We start from the raw sequence: 14,313 nt of genomic DNA on the forward strand, positions 1-14,313 counted from the left end.
ACAAAGCTGAAGGAAGATGCTGTTTGCCGCTCCCGGTTTATTACCCAGGTTATACGGTTGATTTCGGCTGTCTGCCATGAATGCCATACTTCGCTCTCATCGCTTCAAGCACCCGAACCTTGTCAGGAGGAATCTCATCCACTTTCCCCAAGCTGGATGAATAAAACATAATTTTGGCCGAATGCTCCAACGATTCCATCTTATAATAAGCCGTCATCAGATCGATTCCCATCGTGGTAGCCCCATGGTTTTTTAATAAAAAACAATCATGCTCTGCGAGCAAATCCACGAAAGAATCGGTCAATTCCTCTGTAGAAGGCGTCGCATACGGCGCAATCGGAACCTTGCCCAGCTCAAGCACCGCTTCCGCCAGAATGTATCGGTCTAAGGGAATACCCGCTACGGCAAAGGACGTAGCCAAGGGCGGATGAGCATGCACAACGGCGTTAACATCGGGGCGCAATTCATAAATTTTCAGATGCATCTTTAACTCTGAGGTAGGTTGGTATGCGCCTTCAAGCAAACAACCCTGCATATCGACTATCGACAGCATCTCGGCGGTCATATAGCCCTTGCTCTGCCGGGTAGGGGTAACCAATATCCGGCCTGCGTCCAATTTCACGCTGATGTTTCCATCGTTGGAGGCCACCCATTCTTTGCGGTACATTCGTTGTCCAATATCCAAAATCATGGCCTTGGTCTCATCAAGATTCATTCGGGTTAATCTCCTCCAAACGTCGTCGTCTAACAAGCTCCTTTTCGTGCCTTCGGAAGGATCTGCCTCCATCTTACCGGCTAGCTACATGGACAGGGTATGGTCCGCTACGTCATCGTAGACGTATTGGCATTGACATAATTCGAAAATCCTTTGAAAAAGAGAGCTCCGACCGTAGCTCCCGGATCCTGAAGCCCGATAGAACGTTCAAGATACCTGCCGGCCCTGCCGTGTCTGGCCTGCATTCCAATGGTATGCTTGGCGCCATGTTCTGCCGCAGCATAAGCGTCATTCATCGCTTCCTTCAAAGACTTGCCTTCTTTCGTGGCCACTTCCAAAGCCTCCATCGCCGGGATGATGGAATCCAGAACCGTTTTGTCCCCGACTTTCGCTTTACCGCGTTCCACCAGGGCGTGAACCATCGCTTTGGTCATCGTCAGCAAATCCTGGGCAGTCAACTCCGATTTGCCTTGAGTCACTTTCCCTCCACGGATGATAGCCGAAGCCATTAAGGTTCCCATCGTTGAAGCTACCGTTTCTCCCATCACCACCGCGCTGTTCATTAATACGACACCGATATTTTCGTCAGAGGTATTCGGAAGATTTTCAACCACGGCTCGAAATCCTTTAGACATCGTTAATCCGATATCACCGTCTCCCAAGGCTCCATCCAGCTTACAGAGATAATCCTTATTATCATCCATTATTTTACTGATCTCTTGCAGAATGTTTTTGATGTCTTTTACATTCAGTGTTTCTTTCATTTGACCTCTCCTTTCTGAAATATTTTAAATTTGAGTTCGAAACGGAGTTGCAAAAGGGGCATCAAGCAGCTCGCGCAGTTCATCGTCAAGACGCAGGATGGATATGGAAAGTCCGGCCATTTCCAATGATGTGGCATACTCGCCGATATAACGGTTATAGATATGAATCCCTTTCTCCTCTAACAGCTTATGAACTGACCGGTAAAAAATATATAGCTCTTCTAATGGCGTAGCGCCTAGACCGTTAATCAGAACGGAGACATCGCTACCCTTGTCGATCGGCATATCCTGTAGAATAGCAGAAACCAAGGTTTGCGCCACTTCATCAGCGGTTTGAATTTTTCCGCGTTGAATGCCCGGTTCCCCATGGATACCCATTCCGATTTCCATTTCTCCTTCTCCAATTTCAAACGTAGGCCGACCAACGGCAGGCAGGATGCAAGGGGTCATAGCAACGCCCATGGTACGCACGTTTAAATTGGCTTTCTCGGCAATTCGTTTTACCTCATCCAGGCTGGCGAACTGTTCCGCTTTGGCGGCGGCTAATTTGTATAGATAAAACATACCCGCTACACCACGCCGTTGATGCTCATTCCCCTTCGGCATCGAAGCGGCATCATCGGTGGCTACGACCGTCTCAACACGAATACCTTCCAAATCGGCTAACTCAGCGGCCATATCAAAATTCATTACATCCCCACCATAATTTCCATAAATATACAAAACGCCTTCTCCGCCATGGATTGATCGGGTGACATCGAGCATTTGCTGCGAGCTTGGAGAGGCAAAAATATCACCTACCGCCACGCCGTCCAGCATCCCTTTTCCAACATAACCAAGGAATAAAGGAAGATGCCCGGAGCCCCCGCCTGTAGCAATAGCTACTTTCCCCTGGATAGGAGCATCAGCTCTAACCAGGGCGCGGTTGTCACTTCTGACGCTCTTCAATTGATCCGGATGAGCAATAAGTAAGCCCTCCAGCATATCATCCACTACGGTTTCGGGATCGTTAATAAATTTTTTCATTACATTGGTTTTTGGCTCCATGGCTGACTTTCCTCCAATTATTGAATTTTATAGGAATGCGGGAAATCCTTTTATTTGGATTTTCTATTGCTTATAGAATCAATCAGTGCAGCCAAGAGGATGACCGCTCCCATAATTAATCCCTGGTAATGGGAAGAAATATTCATGAGGTTCATGCCGGTGTTTAATACGTTGATGAGCAGGACCCCAATCAACGTACCGAATATCGTTCCCCTCCCTCCAGAGAGACTCGTTCCGCCAATAACCACAGCGGCGATGGCCATTAACTCGAGGTTTACCCCAGCTAGCGGCGTCCCGGACCCCAGCCTCGCGGTCATCATGAGTCCGCCGACGGCAGCCAATGTGCCGGCAATCACATAAACCATCATTTCAATCTTTTTTACATTAATACCGGAAACTTCAGCCGCCTTCTTGTTGCTTCCTATCGCATAAACATGACGGCCGAACACCGTGTTGGACAATACATAGCCAGCGATCAGGAACAATACCACGGTGATTAAGATCATCACTGGAATGCCTGCTATTTCACCCATTCGGAGAAATTGCAGGAAGGGGTCTTTATATACCGAGATCGTTTGGGCATCGGAGTAGACAAGGGTAACTGAACGAGCCGCAGCCATCATGCCCAACGTGACAATGAACGGAGCCATATTGAATCTCGTAATGAAAAATCCATTGATCATACCGCTTAGCACCCCAATCAACAAACCCGTCAGAATGGCAACGATGATCGGCACGCCGGAATTAATCATGCCTGCAATCACCATTCCGGTGATTGCGACAACCGATCCGACACCCAAATCAATACCGGCTGTGATAATAACGTAAGTCATGCCAATGGCAACAATCCCCATGATGGCGCTTTGCAAAAAGATATTTTGAATATTATCCAGTCTTAAAAATTGTTCTGTGGATACGGAAAAAAAGACGCAAAGCAGCAATAAGGCAAAAAGCACTTTGTTTTTGGACAACAGCGCGAGCAGTTGATTCTGCTGCTTCACACTTGGCGGCCTCTTGCCGGCAGGGCCCATATTATCTACCGAGGACTGATTGGTTGCTACGTTTTCTTCGATCATGTGTACACCCCTTTTGTAGCGCAAAGCATAATTTTTTCAGGTGTGGCTTCCTCACGATTGAATTCACCGGTAATCCTTCCACCGGCCATCACCAAAATTCGATCGCTTAGGCCAATAACCTCCGGCAGTTCAGAAGAAATGATAATAATAGAAGTTCCTTGAGCGGCAAGCTCATGGATGATGTGATAAATTTCTGTTTTAGCCCCTATATCTATACCGCGCGTAGGTTCATCAAGAATCAGAATACTCGGCTTGGCCTCCAGCCATTTGGCGATGATGGCCTTCTGTTGATTTCCTCCGCTCAGACTGGATATCATCGTTTCACCGCTTGGGGTCTTAATGCGGAGTTGGGCAATATATCGATCCGTAATTTCCCTTTCCCGCTTAAAATTGATTTTTTGAAGAAATCCGGAAATATTTTTTAAGGTTGCTAGAGTTACGTTTTGAACCACGGTAAAATTACTGATCAAGCCATGCTTCCTGCGATCCTCCGGCACAAGGGCGAACCCTTTGGAGATGGCATCCTGAGTCGATCTGATAGTGATTCGTCTCCCATTCACCGTTAATTCACCGCTGGTAAGCGGCTCCACTCCAAAAATGGATTCCATTAATTCTGTTCGGCTGGAGCCCATCAATCCGGAGAAGCCGAGAATTTCCCCTTTGTGCAAACGGAAGGTGACATTTTCAAAAACGCCCTTGCGAGTGAAATTCTTAACTTCCATCACCACTTCCCCGCTTGGTTGCCCTTTTCTTTTGGGGAAGATTTGCGTCATTTCTCTTCCGACCAGCATCCGTACAATCTGCTCTGGTTTAAGCTCGGCGGATAACCCCTCACCGGCATTGCAACCATCACGTAGAATGACGATCCGGTCGCAAATTTCATAAATTTCCTCCATGCGGTGGGAAATGTAAATAATCGCGATTCCCTTAGCCTTTAAAGAACGAATGATTTCAAACAGCTTTGCCGTTTCTTGTTCCGTAATCGCCGATGTCGGCTCATCCATAATCATTACTTTCGACTGAAAGGATAATGCTTTTGCAATCTCTACCATTTGTTGGGCGCCTACCGTCAGATCTTCGACCAGGGTGTTCGGATGAATTTGGAATCCAAGCTCATCAAGAAGCTGCTGTGCATCCTCGAAAAGCTTTTTCTTATCCAAAGCAATTCCTTTTTGCGGTAGGGATTGAATAAAAATATTTTCCGCTACGGTCAAATGAGGCAATAAATTGAGTTCCTGATGAATGATGCTGATCCCTACACTTTGGGAATGCCTGGGTCCGCGCAGAGATAATTTCTTGTTTTCTAACCAGATCTCTCCGGAATCCGGTGTATAAATCCCGCTTAATATTTTCATTAAAGTTGATTTTCCAGCTCCGTTTTCCCCAAGGAGACCGATTACTTCACCTTTGTTCAGTTCAAGATATACTTGATCCAAGGCTTTTACACCGATAAAAGATTTGGAGATCCCCGTCATCTTCAATAAGGTTGCTGACTCAGCCACCATTGATCCCCCTTATCTTGGTTTAGAAGGGTACGGATGGTGCAAGCTGTACCCTTCTAAATTTTAATTTTCATAAATTGAATTATTTTTTCAGTTCGGTAGCCCACAATTTTTCTTTTTCTACATTCTCCTTCGTGACAAGGAAGTTTCGGGTGAACGTATGCTTTTCAACCGTTTTTTTATCAACCAGCGCTTGCTTCACATAATCTACGGCCAATTCACCCATTTCAATTGGTACTTGGGAGATCGTAGCGTCAATACGTCCGTCTTTAATGGCCTGAACGGCTTGACGAGTACCGTCAATCCCAATAATAACAATATGATCCTTGTCTCCAATCGGCTTAAATCGTCCGGCTTGATCAATCGCATTGGCAGCGCCTACCGTATTGTCGTCATTATGTCCGAAAATCGCATCAATTTGAGCGTTGGCTTGGAGTATATTCGTCGTCACATTTAGTGCTTTCTCTTGATTAAAGTCCGCCGCTTGGCGTGCGACGATTTTGATGTTCGGGTATTTCTGCTGCATTTGATCATTAAATCCCTTCCCCCTGTCGCGCGCTGCAGTCGTTCCTAACAGCCCTTGCAGCTCCACTACATTTCCTTTGTAATCTCCGTTTTTCTCTTTTAATTTTTCCGCGATATAATCTGCCGCTTTGCGTCCCATTTCTACGTTGTCCGTTTCAAGGAAGGACAGCAATTCACCGGCCGAGGCCCCGCGATCGAGCGCGATAACCGGGATTTTCGCATGATTTGCTTTTTCAATCGCCGGAACAATGGCATCGACATCCTGCGGATTCACGATAATCGCTTTCACACCTTTTTGAATCATATCCTCAATATCGGCAACCTGCTTGGCTGCATCTCCGTTGGCATTGGTATTAATAAGTTCGTACCCATTTTTAGCGGCCCCCTGCTCAACACCCTGCTTGAGTGCCACGAAAAAGTCTATGCTTAATATAGAGTTCGACATTCCGATTGTTAGCTTTCCAGTATCCGATTTGTTTCCCTCTGTTGTGTCTGGAGCAGGAGCATGATTGGCAGATGAATTGCCCGATTCATTACCTCCATTGGATCCGCAAGCAGTCAGAAAAACCATTATCGTTACCGCAAAAAGTAAACTAAACATTTTTCTCATTGACTTCACCCTCCATATTGTTGTAATTAGAACCACCTTTTTCACAGGTCTGAAGCTAACCCCATACAGCAGCCAGTGTTTATACTGTGCATCACCTCCAACAGAAAATGCAATCGCTTTCAACAGCGATGAAACGTTATACTCAATTCTTTAAATAAAACTTCTTGTGACACTTTATGGTCTAGTGTGAGTACCGCAAGAAGTCCCGATCATTATTTTAGGCGTTACAAGAAACGCTTTGGGTTGTTCATAATGCTTATCGAAATCGATTCTTTCAAAAAGAATCTCGGATGCAATTTTCCCTACTTCGTAAGGGTCTTCCTTCGCTAAGGTAAAGCTTGGACGCAATATATCGTATGTATCAATATCTCCGAAGCCTACCACCGACACCTCTTCCGGTACATGGACATCCATATCCCATAGTGCTCTAATCGTTCCGGCTAATGCCAATTGATTTGTAGCATAGATGCCTTCGGGTAATCCTGAGCGCTCTAAGTGTTTTCGCACTTCTGCCGAAATGTGCTCAAGCGTTGCTCCAACCTCCAAAAATGCTTGATTGCTCACATCAAGTCCTAAAAGATGAATCGCTTTTTTGATTCCGTTAACCCTTTCGATTTCAACCGAATGACGAAGGGCCCCATGAATAAAAAGAAATCTGCGGTGTCCATGCAAATACAAGTGCTGAACCAAGGTAATCGAAGTATTAATGTTTTCATGAACTACCGTATCAAAGCCGGCTTTTTCAACCTTTCTGTCAACCAAGATAACGGGAAAGTTATTGGGCATATTGAGTTCATCCAAATTACTTCCTGTCGGCACCATAATAATTCCATCCACGCGCTTTTCCATTAACCACTGGAGCGCCTTCCTTTCCTCCTCCGACTGGTTATTGTGAGAGCAGGAAATGAGATTGTACTCCATTTCCTTCGCCAGATTCTCAACTGATTTTATGATTTTCATCATGTACGGGTTGGAAATATCATCGACAATGATGCCGATCAAGTGCGTCTTGGATTGCTTCAAGCTCCTGGCAACCGCATTCGGTTTATAATTTAATAGTGTGATCGCAAGCAGAATTCTTTCTCTAATCTTCTCACTGACAAAGCCCGATTTGTTAATGACCTTTGAAACCGTACCGATGGAAACACCCGCGGCTGCTGCTACATCTTTTATTGTCGGCGTCATGTTACACTCCTTAATGAAACGTTATTTAAAGAAGAATAAAGATAGTTAAACATTATGGGTGAAACGTTTCATTGAGACTATTATAAAACGGAAACGCTTTCATTTCAATGATAATTTTTAAATATTTTCCTTTTTTGGTATTCGAATTCTTCCCGGCTCGTTCCCTTCTTTCCGTAGGTTAGAGTAAGATCTCCATAAACCATTCCCCTATCGGAAATTTTGCCTATATAAGAGAGAAGCTTTCCATCACTAGACCGTCAGCATAAAAAAATCGTCCCCGAAACCAAGTACGGGAACGATTTGTAATGGCGTATTATGCTTCCTGAACAGCCTCCGAGGCAGCCGCATTATTTCGCTTGGACAGGAATAGATTCAAGAGAATAGCGGTCAAGGATCCGGACACGATCCCGTTTTGCAGCAGCATTTTGGCGAATCCCGGAAGCTGGTCGAACATCTGCGGGAGAGTGGCCGAGCCCAGACCGACAGCGATGCTGCAGGCGGCGATCAGCAGATTTTCTCCCTTACGCAGGTCTACCCCCGACAAAATCGATATCCCGGCGGCTGCGACAGATCCGAACATGACGATCATCGCGCCCCCGAGCACCGCATTGGGAATGACTGTTGTTAAGGCCGCAAGCTTGGGCAGCAAGCCTAGAACAACCATAACAGCTCCCGCAGCAAAAATGACATCCCGGGATTTCACGCGAGTGAGAGAGATCAAGCCGACATTTTGAGAGAAGGCGGTATAAGGAAACGCATTAAAAATCCCGCCCAGCATAATGGCCAGACCTTCGGAACGCAAACCGTTGACGATCTGCTTCTTCTCGACGTTTTGATCGGTTGCTTTGCCTACGGCAAAATAAACGCCGGTGGACTCCACCATGCTGACAATATTTACGATAATCATGGTGATAATCGCGGTGATACTGATCTCAGGTATACCGAAGTAGAACGGCTGGGCAACACTAATCCATGACGCCGACGAAACGGACGAGAAGCTGACAATGCCCATGGCATAGCCTGCAATCGTTCCGGCAACCAACCCGACAAGCACGGAAATAGCCCGCAAAAATCCGGTAGCCAACCGGCTGACAACAAGAATAACAAGCAGCGTGAAAAGCGCGAGAAGCAGATTGCTCGGTTGGCCGAAGTCGGGACTTCCTTGTCCGCCAGCAGCGTTATTCATCGCTACAGGTATCAGGGAAAGGCCGATAATCGTCACAACCGATCCGGTCACTACGGTAGGGAAAAATTTAAGCAGCTTTCCGTACAGCGGTGCGGCTAAAATAACGAACACACCGGATATGATAATAGCGCCGTACGCTGTCGCCAGATTCGATGTGGAGGCCACGGCAATGATTGGTCCGACGGCGGTAAAGGTACATCCCAAAATAACGGGCAGTCCGCTGCCGAAATATTTCGTTCCCATTACCTGCAGGATGGTCGCGATGCCGCAGGTAAATAAATCGGCTGCGATCAGATAAGCGATTTGGGTACTGGTCAGATTGAGCGCCCCCCCGACAATCAGCGGCACGATGACAGCCCCGGCATACATGGCCAGCACATGCTGAAAGCCTAAGGTAATCACTTTTTGTTTGCTTAACATGTTACATTCTCCCTTGACCCTGGAATAAGCGATGGTCTTCTACAAAATGAACCTCACCCGGCGACATCGAAGCGATCCGAGCTAAGGAATGCACAGTCACTCCCTTATTTTCCAGCAGGCTGCGGCCTTCCTGGAAGCTTTTTTCGATGACGCAGCCCACACCCATAAGCTCCGCACCCGATTCTCTTACGATATCGACCAGTCCCACCAGCGCCGCGCCCGTAGCCAGAAAATCATCTACAATCAGCACTTTATCGTTCGGCCGCAGACATTTTTGCGAAACGCAAACCTGGTATGTCTCCTGCCGGGTAAACGAATGCACGGATGCCGAATACACCTTCTCGGAGAGAGTAACGGCCTTCTTCTTTTTTGCATAAATAAACGGGACATTCAGCGCAATCCCCGTCGCCATGGCAAACTGAATGCCGCTGGCCTCAATGGTGAGCACTTTGGTGATGCCCTCTTGGCCGAACAACCGGGCAAACTCCCGTCCGATCTCTAACGCAAGCTGAGTATCCACCTGATGATTCAAAAAAGAATCCACCTTCAGCACCGTCTCGGACAAAATCAATCCTTCCTGACGAATCCGTTGCTTCAATAATTCCATACTGCGTTCATCGCTCCTCTTCCAACCGAAAAAGGACAGGCTCCTTGAGCTGTACCTCTCAAGTGAAGCCTGTCCTTCTGGGTTTTTATCCCTTTTGGTGTAACACACAAAAGTGTCCGCATCGCTTGGACCAGTCTTTCTTTATTGCATGTTCAAAAGAAACGGAACCCTAGATGCGCTTTCACTCATAGTCGGTCGATTAAAGTGGTCGTCCGGTAGAAACTTATGGGCCATATCCCCAAAATTATACGAGTTGTTATATGTTGTTTTACCATGTATATAGTAATATATAGTACACACTCTTCCCTATCGTTTCAAGAGATAATTTCACAAGATACGACATCTTTCTCTGTTTCATTCCACTTCTTCCGGCGGCTTCACGATCTGATCTGCCGACCTACCTATGGCTCGAGCAGGAGAAGTATAACCCCCACTCCCCTGCACCATAATAATTCTATAGTGGAAAACATTTATGCCACGGCCACGGAGGTTACCCTATGCAATGGTATGAGAAGCTTACCGATTATTTTCCCGATCATGAAATGAAGGATCCGGGACAGCTGAAATCTTTACTGGAGACGTCCCCCTATTATCATAAGGACGAAACCCCCGATTACCTGATGCTGTTTGCCGAATTTCCGACGTTTATCTTTATCGATTATTTCCTTGTAAGCTCCAATACCAGAGGCAAGGGTATCGGCTCGAAGGTTCTGGATCGTTTAAAGCAAAAGAGAAAGCTGATCCTGCTCGAAGCGGAGCCGATTGATCCCGACGATGAAGATACGCAAAAAAGGAATGAACTTTTATTTGAAAAACGGATTCAAAAAAGCGGATCGGATTCGGTATTCCCGAGAGGATGAGAATGGGAAAGCTTTTGAAATGAACATCTTGTATTGGCCTCCGTTCGAGGAGGATCAATCCGTGATCATGGAGAAAATGAGGAAAGCCTGCAACGAAATTCACAATTTTCATACCCAGCGCTACTACGGGCGCACACTGGCAGACCCGGATGAAACGCTGGAGTGGAAGCATTAAGAAAAAGAGAGGATTTCACCTCTCTGCTGCAGCCAATGCATTATACTAACTTACGCTCCCAATGGCGGTGGGCTGTAACGGCATCGATAAACTCCCGGGCAAAGGTTTTCGTTTCACTTCCTATGACTACTCCGGGGCTATTGGCCATATCACTGTTCTCCAACCATTGCTTCCCTTCGTGGGTGGCTCCGATCGGCTTATAGTGAGCATACGCTTCGTCAATAAAGGCAACGGCCTCTTTGATGAACGATTTGCTTTCTCCGCTTCCGCCAACCGCATAGATCGCATCGAACAGGACGGAATCGGCTGTCAAAAAGGTATGGTCGACTTCAAGCTCTTGACCCTCCGAGCCTTTGATCATTCCCAGTTTGTCGCTAATGAGTTCGACCTGAAGCCCTGCTTCCTTGAAGGAAGCTAACACCGACGGCAAATCGCCGTCATCAACATGCTGGCCGATAATCAGGCCGACTTTGCGAGTGATCGGCGTTTTCTTCGTGTTGAGTTGGCTTAGTGCAGGGGAAGATTTCGTCACATCGGACCCTTTTCCTTGCGGTGCAGCCGCTCCGATCCCTTCGGCCACCGCTTTCGCCAATTCCAAGTTGACGTTGGCAAACATATCGACCACCTGCTGCCGGATCGATTTGCTCTTTACTTTTCCCAGTTCAAAAGTGAACGCCGAGACGATATGCTGCTTCTCCGGCTCGCTCATACTGTTCCAAAACATCGTCGCCTGCGAAAAATGATCTTTAAAGCTTTCGCTGCGGCTGCGTACTTTTCGACCATCCACCTTCTCCTGGTAGTGTGCATATCCGCCTTCCTTTTCCGGCACAGGAGCAGGGGTATTGGCTGCCAGCGAGTTTTTGTGATAGCTGACCTGTCCCCGATTAATCGTCTGACGGCCAAAGCCATCACGCTGATTGTTATGGAAAGGACAGACGGGTCGGTTGATCGGCAGCTCATGGAAGTTCGGACCGCCAAGGCGGGTCAGCTGCGTATCGGTATAAGAAAACAGACGGCCCTGTAACAACGGATCATTCGAAAAGTCTATACCGGGAACGACGTGACCCGGATGAAAGGCGGCCTGCTCCGTTTCGGCAAATACGTTATCCACGTTGCGGTTCAAGGTCATTTTGCCGATGATGGTTACCGGCACCTCTTCTTCCGGCCACAGCTTGGTCGGATCCAATATATCGAAGTCAAATTTGAATTCATCCTCTTCTTTAATCAGCTGGACGCCTAATTCGTACTCCGGATAGTTGCCTTGTTCAATCGACTCCCACAAATCGCGGCGATGGAAATCCGGGTCTTTTCCTGCGATCTTCTGCGCCTCATCCCATACCAGGGAATGCACCCCTAATACCGGCTTCCAATGGAATTTCACAAAATGGGCTTCCCCTTTGTCATTTACAAAACGGAACGTATGTACGCCGAAGCCTTCCATCATGCGGTAGCTGCGCGGTATCGCCCGGTCGGACATCGCCCACATCACCATATGAGCCGATTCCTGATTATTGGCTACAAAGTCCCAGAACGTATCATGGGCGGTTGCGGCCTGCGGCATCTCATTATGAGGCTCAGGCTTGAACGAATGCACCAAATCGGGAAACTTGATCGCATCCTGAATGAAAAACACCGGTATATTGTTGCCCACCAAATCGTAGTTGCCTTCTTGCGTATAGAACTTCGTGGCAAAACCGCGCGCATCCCGTACGGAATCCGCTGATCCGCGCGAGCCCGCTACGGTGGAGAACCGCACGAAAACAGGCGTTTTTACGGACGGATCCTGCAAGAATCCCGCCTTGGTAAACTCTTTCATCGATTTATATACTTGAAATTCCCCGTGGGCGGCAAAGCCTCTCGCATGTACAGCCCGTTCCGGAATTCGTTCATGATCGAAATGCGTCATTTTTTCCCGAAAATGAAAATCCTCCATCAACGTAGGGCCCCGTTCGCCCGCTTTTAGAGAGAACTCATCCTCGGAAACCTTCACGCCTTGATTCGTCGTTAATTTTTCACCTTCATCCGTGACGCGAAACTGCTCCAGCTGCTCATTTTTGCTGTTCTCGTTCATTGTGCGATCTTTGCCCATCAATAAAGCCCCTCCCATCGGATAATTGTACAAAGTGTACCCAAATTTGTTACCCGATTAGGAAAGGAGTTAATCAGAGGTTTCTAAAAATCGCAGAGTCAACCGACAAAACCAAATAAAAAAACGGCATCTCTGCCGTAAAGCATCATATACAAGGATCATTAATTCCTTGGGGAATCCACACCTTGAATGTCAACCTCCATTCCGCTTGAGGGGTAGTACAGGAATATCGAAGAAAACCTTGGTACCTATTCCTTCTGCGCTTTCAATATGAATAGTTTTTGCGTAAAGAAGCTGGATGCGCTGACTGATGTTCCACAGCCCTATGCCTTTCTTTTTTACATCCGGCTTCATTATTTCCTCCCGTTTTAATTCGCTCATACCGCATCCATCGTCCTCTACGGCAAAGCTGACCACGGCGTCCTCTTCCTTTTTCACGGATATTTTTACGGTTCCCCCCCGTAAATTGGACATCAGGCCGTGTCTTACAGCATTTTCTACCAATGGCTGCAGAATCAGCGGGGGGATCCGGATATCCGGATCTGCATTCACATCGTACTCCACACACAATCTGGCGCCAAAACGCGCCTTTTCGATGTTGATATACGCTTTTACCAGCTCCAATTCATCTTCTATGGTAGTTAATGAATCCAGTTGTTTAAAGTCAAAGCCGCTTCGCAAATACCGCGAAAGATCGAGCGTCAATTCCTCCGCCTTCTGAGGGTCGTCGATGCACAATGCCGCAATAGAATTCAGGGCGTTGTACAGGAAATGAGGGTTGATCTGGGAACGCAAAAAGCCAATTTCCGCATCCCTGGCGTCGGATTGCAGCTGCTGATTCTTTCTGATTATTTCCTTTATCCTTTCGTTTAAAGAAGTGAAGAACAACACAACAATGACAGTAGTTATAATATGAATTAACTGTACCTGAAAAACCTTGAATGAAAACTCTCTTATCAAAAACACTGTTGTAAGCCCAACAAGCCAATAGAAGATAGAAAGCATAAGCGCAATTTGTATTTTCTTTTTCTTATCTGCTTGAATGAAGAGCTTTTGAAAAAATAAGATAGCCGGCATACTAAACAAAAGAGTAAGCGTAGTAGTATAAAAACCCAAATCGACCCCAAAATAAAGTCGGTACAGGATGATCAGCGCAGATAGGAATAAACCTATTTTCCAACCGCCATATAACGTCCCCAGCAGCAACGGGACGATTCGAATATCAATACGGATATCGGGGGTAATGTAAGCGGGAAAGGACATACACAATAGGATGGATAGCCCCAATAATACGGATAGGATGATTTGTTCTTTATGATTTCTCTCAGATCTCTCCTCAAAAAAGATTTGAAAGGTAAACATAAGAGTTGCTACAAGCGCTAGCTGCAGCAAAAAATCTTTTATAATGGCCATAATCGTTCCAATCACCTATTTAATGTAAGATTCGACAATTACTTATTCCATTATCATGAATTATGTGATTCGATCATTTTTTTGTTGTTTACCTGGCTAGTGGTCAAATCGATGTCAACCGCTTAACGATGTTCGCTTT

Annotated in this window: 13 protein-coding genes and 1 riboswitch; of the genes, 2 read left to right on the plus strand and 11 right to left on the minus strand. The window is 46.6% G+C overall.

Annotated features, from left to right (window positions below; translation table 11 throughout):
- Positions 1-49: 49 nt before the first annotated feature.
- From ACZYR9_RS14020 to ACZYR9_RS14060, 9 genes are all read right to left on the minus strand, one after another.
- Positions 50-715 carry a class II aldolase/adducin family protein gene (locus ACZYR9_RS14020; protein ID WP_488979120.1) on the minus strand — a complete coding sequence of 222 codons (666 nt, stop codon included), beginning with the start codon at positions 713-715 and terminating at the stop codon, positions 50-52.
- A gap of 107 nt (positions 716-822) precedes the next feature.
- Positions 823-1,479 carry a dihydroxyacetone kinase subunit DhaL gene (gene dhaL / locus ACZYR9_RS14025; protein WP_488979121.1) on the minus strand — a complete coding sequence of 219 codons (657 nt, stop codon included), beginning with the start codon at positions 1,477-1,479 and terminating at the stop codon, positions 823-825.
- A 24-nt stretch (positions 1,480-1,503) separates the two neighbouring features.
- Positions 1,504-2,526 carry a dihydroxyacetone kinase subunit DhaK gene (locus tag ACZYR9_RS14030; protein WP_488979122.1) on the minus strand — a complete coding sequence of 341 codons (1,023 nt, stop codon included), beginning with the start codon at positions 2,524-2,526 and terminating at the stop codon, positions 1,504-1,506.
- 50 nt (positions 2,527-2,576) lie between these two features.
- Complete coding sequence (locus ACZYR9_RS14035) at positions 2,577-3,602, minus strand: ABC transporter permease (protein ID WP_488979123.1); 1,026 nt, start codon at positions 3,600-3,602, stop codon at positions 2,577-2,579.
- Positions 3,599-5,104, minus strand: coding sequence for a sugar ABC transporter ATP-binding protein (locus ACZYR9_RS14040; protein ID WP_488979124.1), 1,506 nt, complete (start codon positions 5,102-5,104; stop codon positions 3,599-3,601). Before ACZYR9_RS14040 ends, ACZYR9_RS14035 begins: the two co-directional genes overlap by 4 nt.
- Positions 5,105-5,186: 82 nt before the next feature.
- Positions 5,187-6,239, minus strand: coding sequence for a sugar ABC transporter substrate-binding protein (locus tag ACZYR9_RS14045; RefSeq protein WP_488979125.1), 1,053 nt, complete (start codon positions 6,237-6,239; stop codon positions 5,187-5,189).
- A gap of 174 nt (positions 6,240-6,413) precedes the next feature.
- Complete coding sequence (locus ACZYR9_RS14050; protein WP_488979126.1) at positions 6,414-7,424, minus strand: LacI family DNA-binding transcriptional regulator; 1,011 nt, start codon at positions 7,422-7,424, stop codon at positions 6,414-6,416.
- A 313-nt stretch (positions 7,425-7,737) separates the two neighbouring features.
- Entirely contained in the window at positions 7,738-9,030 is a 1,293-nt protein-coding gene (locus tag ACZYR9_RS14055) for a nucleobase:cation symporter-2 family protein (protein WP_488979127.1), read from the minus strand.
- A 1-nt stretch (position 9,031) separates the two neighbouring features.
- Positions 9,032-9,637: a xanthine phosphoribosyltransferase gene (locus ACZYR9_RS14060; protein ID WP_488979128.1), complete on the minus strand. Its 606-nt coding sequence runs from the start codon at positions 9,635-9,637 to the stop codon at positions 9,032-9,034.
- Positions 9,638-9,805: 168 nt separating this feature from the next.
- Positions 9,806-9,909: riboswitch (purine riboswitch) on the minus strand.
- Between the two features lie 225 nt (positions 9,910-10,134).
- On the opposite strand from ACZYR9_RS14060, the gene ACZYR9_RS14065 reads away from it, so the two are divergent.
- The gene (locus ACZYR9_RS14065) at positions 10,135-10,497 is read left to right on the plus strand and encodes a hypothetical protein (protein WP_488979129.1); all 363 of its coding nucleotides are present in this window, start codon (positions 10,135-10,137) and stop codon (positions 10,495-10,497) included.
- 19 nt (positions 10,498-10,516) lie between these two features.
- On the plus strand, positions 10,517-10,672 hold the full coding sequence (locus ACZYR9_RS14070) for a hypothetical protein (RefSeq protein ID WP_488979130.1): 156 nt from the start codon (positions 10,517-10,519) through the stop codon (positions 10,670-10,672).
- 40 nt (positions 10,673-10,712) lie between these two features.
- Here ACZYR9_RS14070 and ACZYR9_RS14075 read toward each other — a convergent pair whose 3' ends face one another.
- Together ACZYR9_RS14075 and ACZYR9_RS14080 are read right to left on the minus strand one after the other, a co-directional pair.
- Positions 10,713-12,761 (minus strand): catalase, encoded by a 2,049-nt coding sequence (locus tag ACZYR9_RS14075; RefSeq protein WP_488979131.1) that lies wholly within the window; start codon positions 12,759-12,761, stop codon positions 10,713-10,715.
- A gap of 192 nt (positions 12,762-12,953) precedes the next feature.
- Positions 12,954-14,174: a sensor histidine kinase gene (locus ACZYR9_RS14080; RefSeq protein ID WP_488979132.1), complete on the minus strand. Its 1,221-nt coding sequence runs from the start codon at positions 14,172-14,174 to the stop codon at positions 12,954-12,956.
- Between the last annotated feature and the right edge of the window lie 139 nt (positions 14,175-14,313).

The organism is Paenibacillus sp. F024, from assembly GCF_057814255.1.

Coding starts and splice junctions, on each gene's coding strand:
- ACZYR9_RS14020 (WP_488979120.1), bottom strand. CDS start 715: ATGAATCTTGATGAGACCAAGGCCATGATTTTGGATATTGGACAACGA.
- dhaL (WP_488979121.1), bottom strand. CDS start 1,479: ATGAAAGAAACACTGAATGTAAAAGACATCAAAAACATTCTGCAAGAG.
- ACZYR9_RS14030 (WP_488979122.1), bottom strand. CDS start 2,526: ATGGAGCCAAAAACCAATGTAATGAAAAAATTTATTAACGATCCCGAA.
- ACZYR9_RS14035 (WP_488979123.1), bottom strand. CDS start 3,602: ATGATCGAAGAAAACGTAGCAACCAATCAGTCCTCGGTAGATAATATG.
- ACZYR9_RS14045 (WP_488979125.1), bottom strand. CDS start 6,239: ATGAGAAAAATGTTTAGTTTACTTTTTGCGGTAACGATAATGGTTTTT.
- ACZYR9_RS14050 (WP_488979126.1), bottom strand. CDS start 7,424: ATGACGCCGACAATAAAAGATGTAGCAGCAGCCGCGGGTGTTTCCATC.
- ACZYR9_RS14055 (WP_488979127.1), bottom strand. CDS start 9,030: ATGTTAAGCAAACAAAAAGTGATTACCTTAGGCTTTCAGCATGTGCTG.
- ACZYR9_RS14060 (WP_488979128.1), bottom strand. CDS start 9,637: ATGGAATTATTGAAGCAACGGATTCGTCAGGAAGGATTGATTTTGTCC.
- ACZYR9_RS14065 (WP_488979129.1), top strand. CDS start 10,135: ATGCAATGGTATGAGAAGCTTACCGATTATTTTCCCGATCATGAAATG.
- ACZYR9_RS14070 (WP_488979130.1), top strand. CDS start 10,517: ATGAACATCTTGTATTGGCCTCCGTTCGAGGAGGATCAATCCGTGATC.
- ACZYR9_RS14075 (WP_488979131.1), bottom strand. CDS start 12,761: ATGGGCAAAGATCGCACAATGAACGAGAACAGCAAAAATGAGCAGCTG.
- ACZYR9_RS14080 (WP_488979132.1), bottom strand. CDS start 14,174: ATGGCCATTATAAAAGATTTTTTGCTGCAGCTAGCGCTTGTAGCAACT.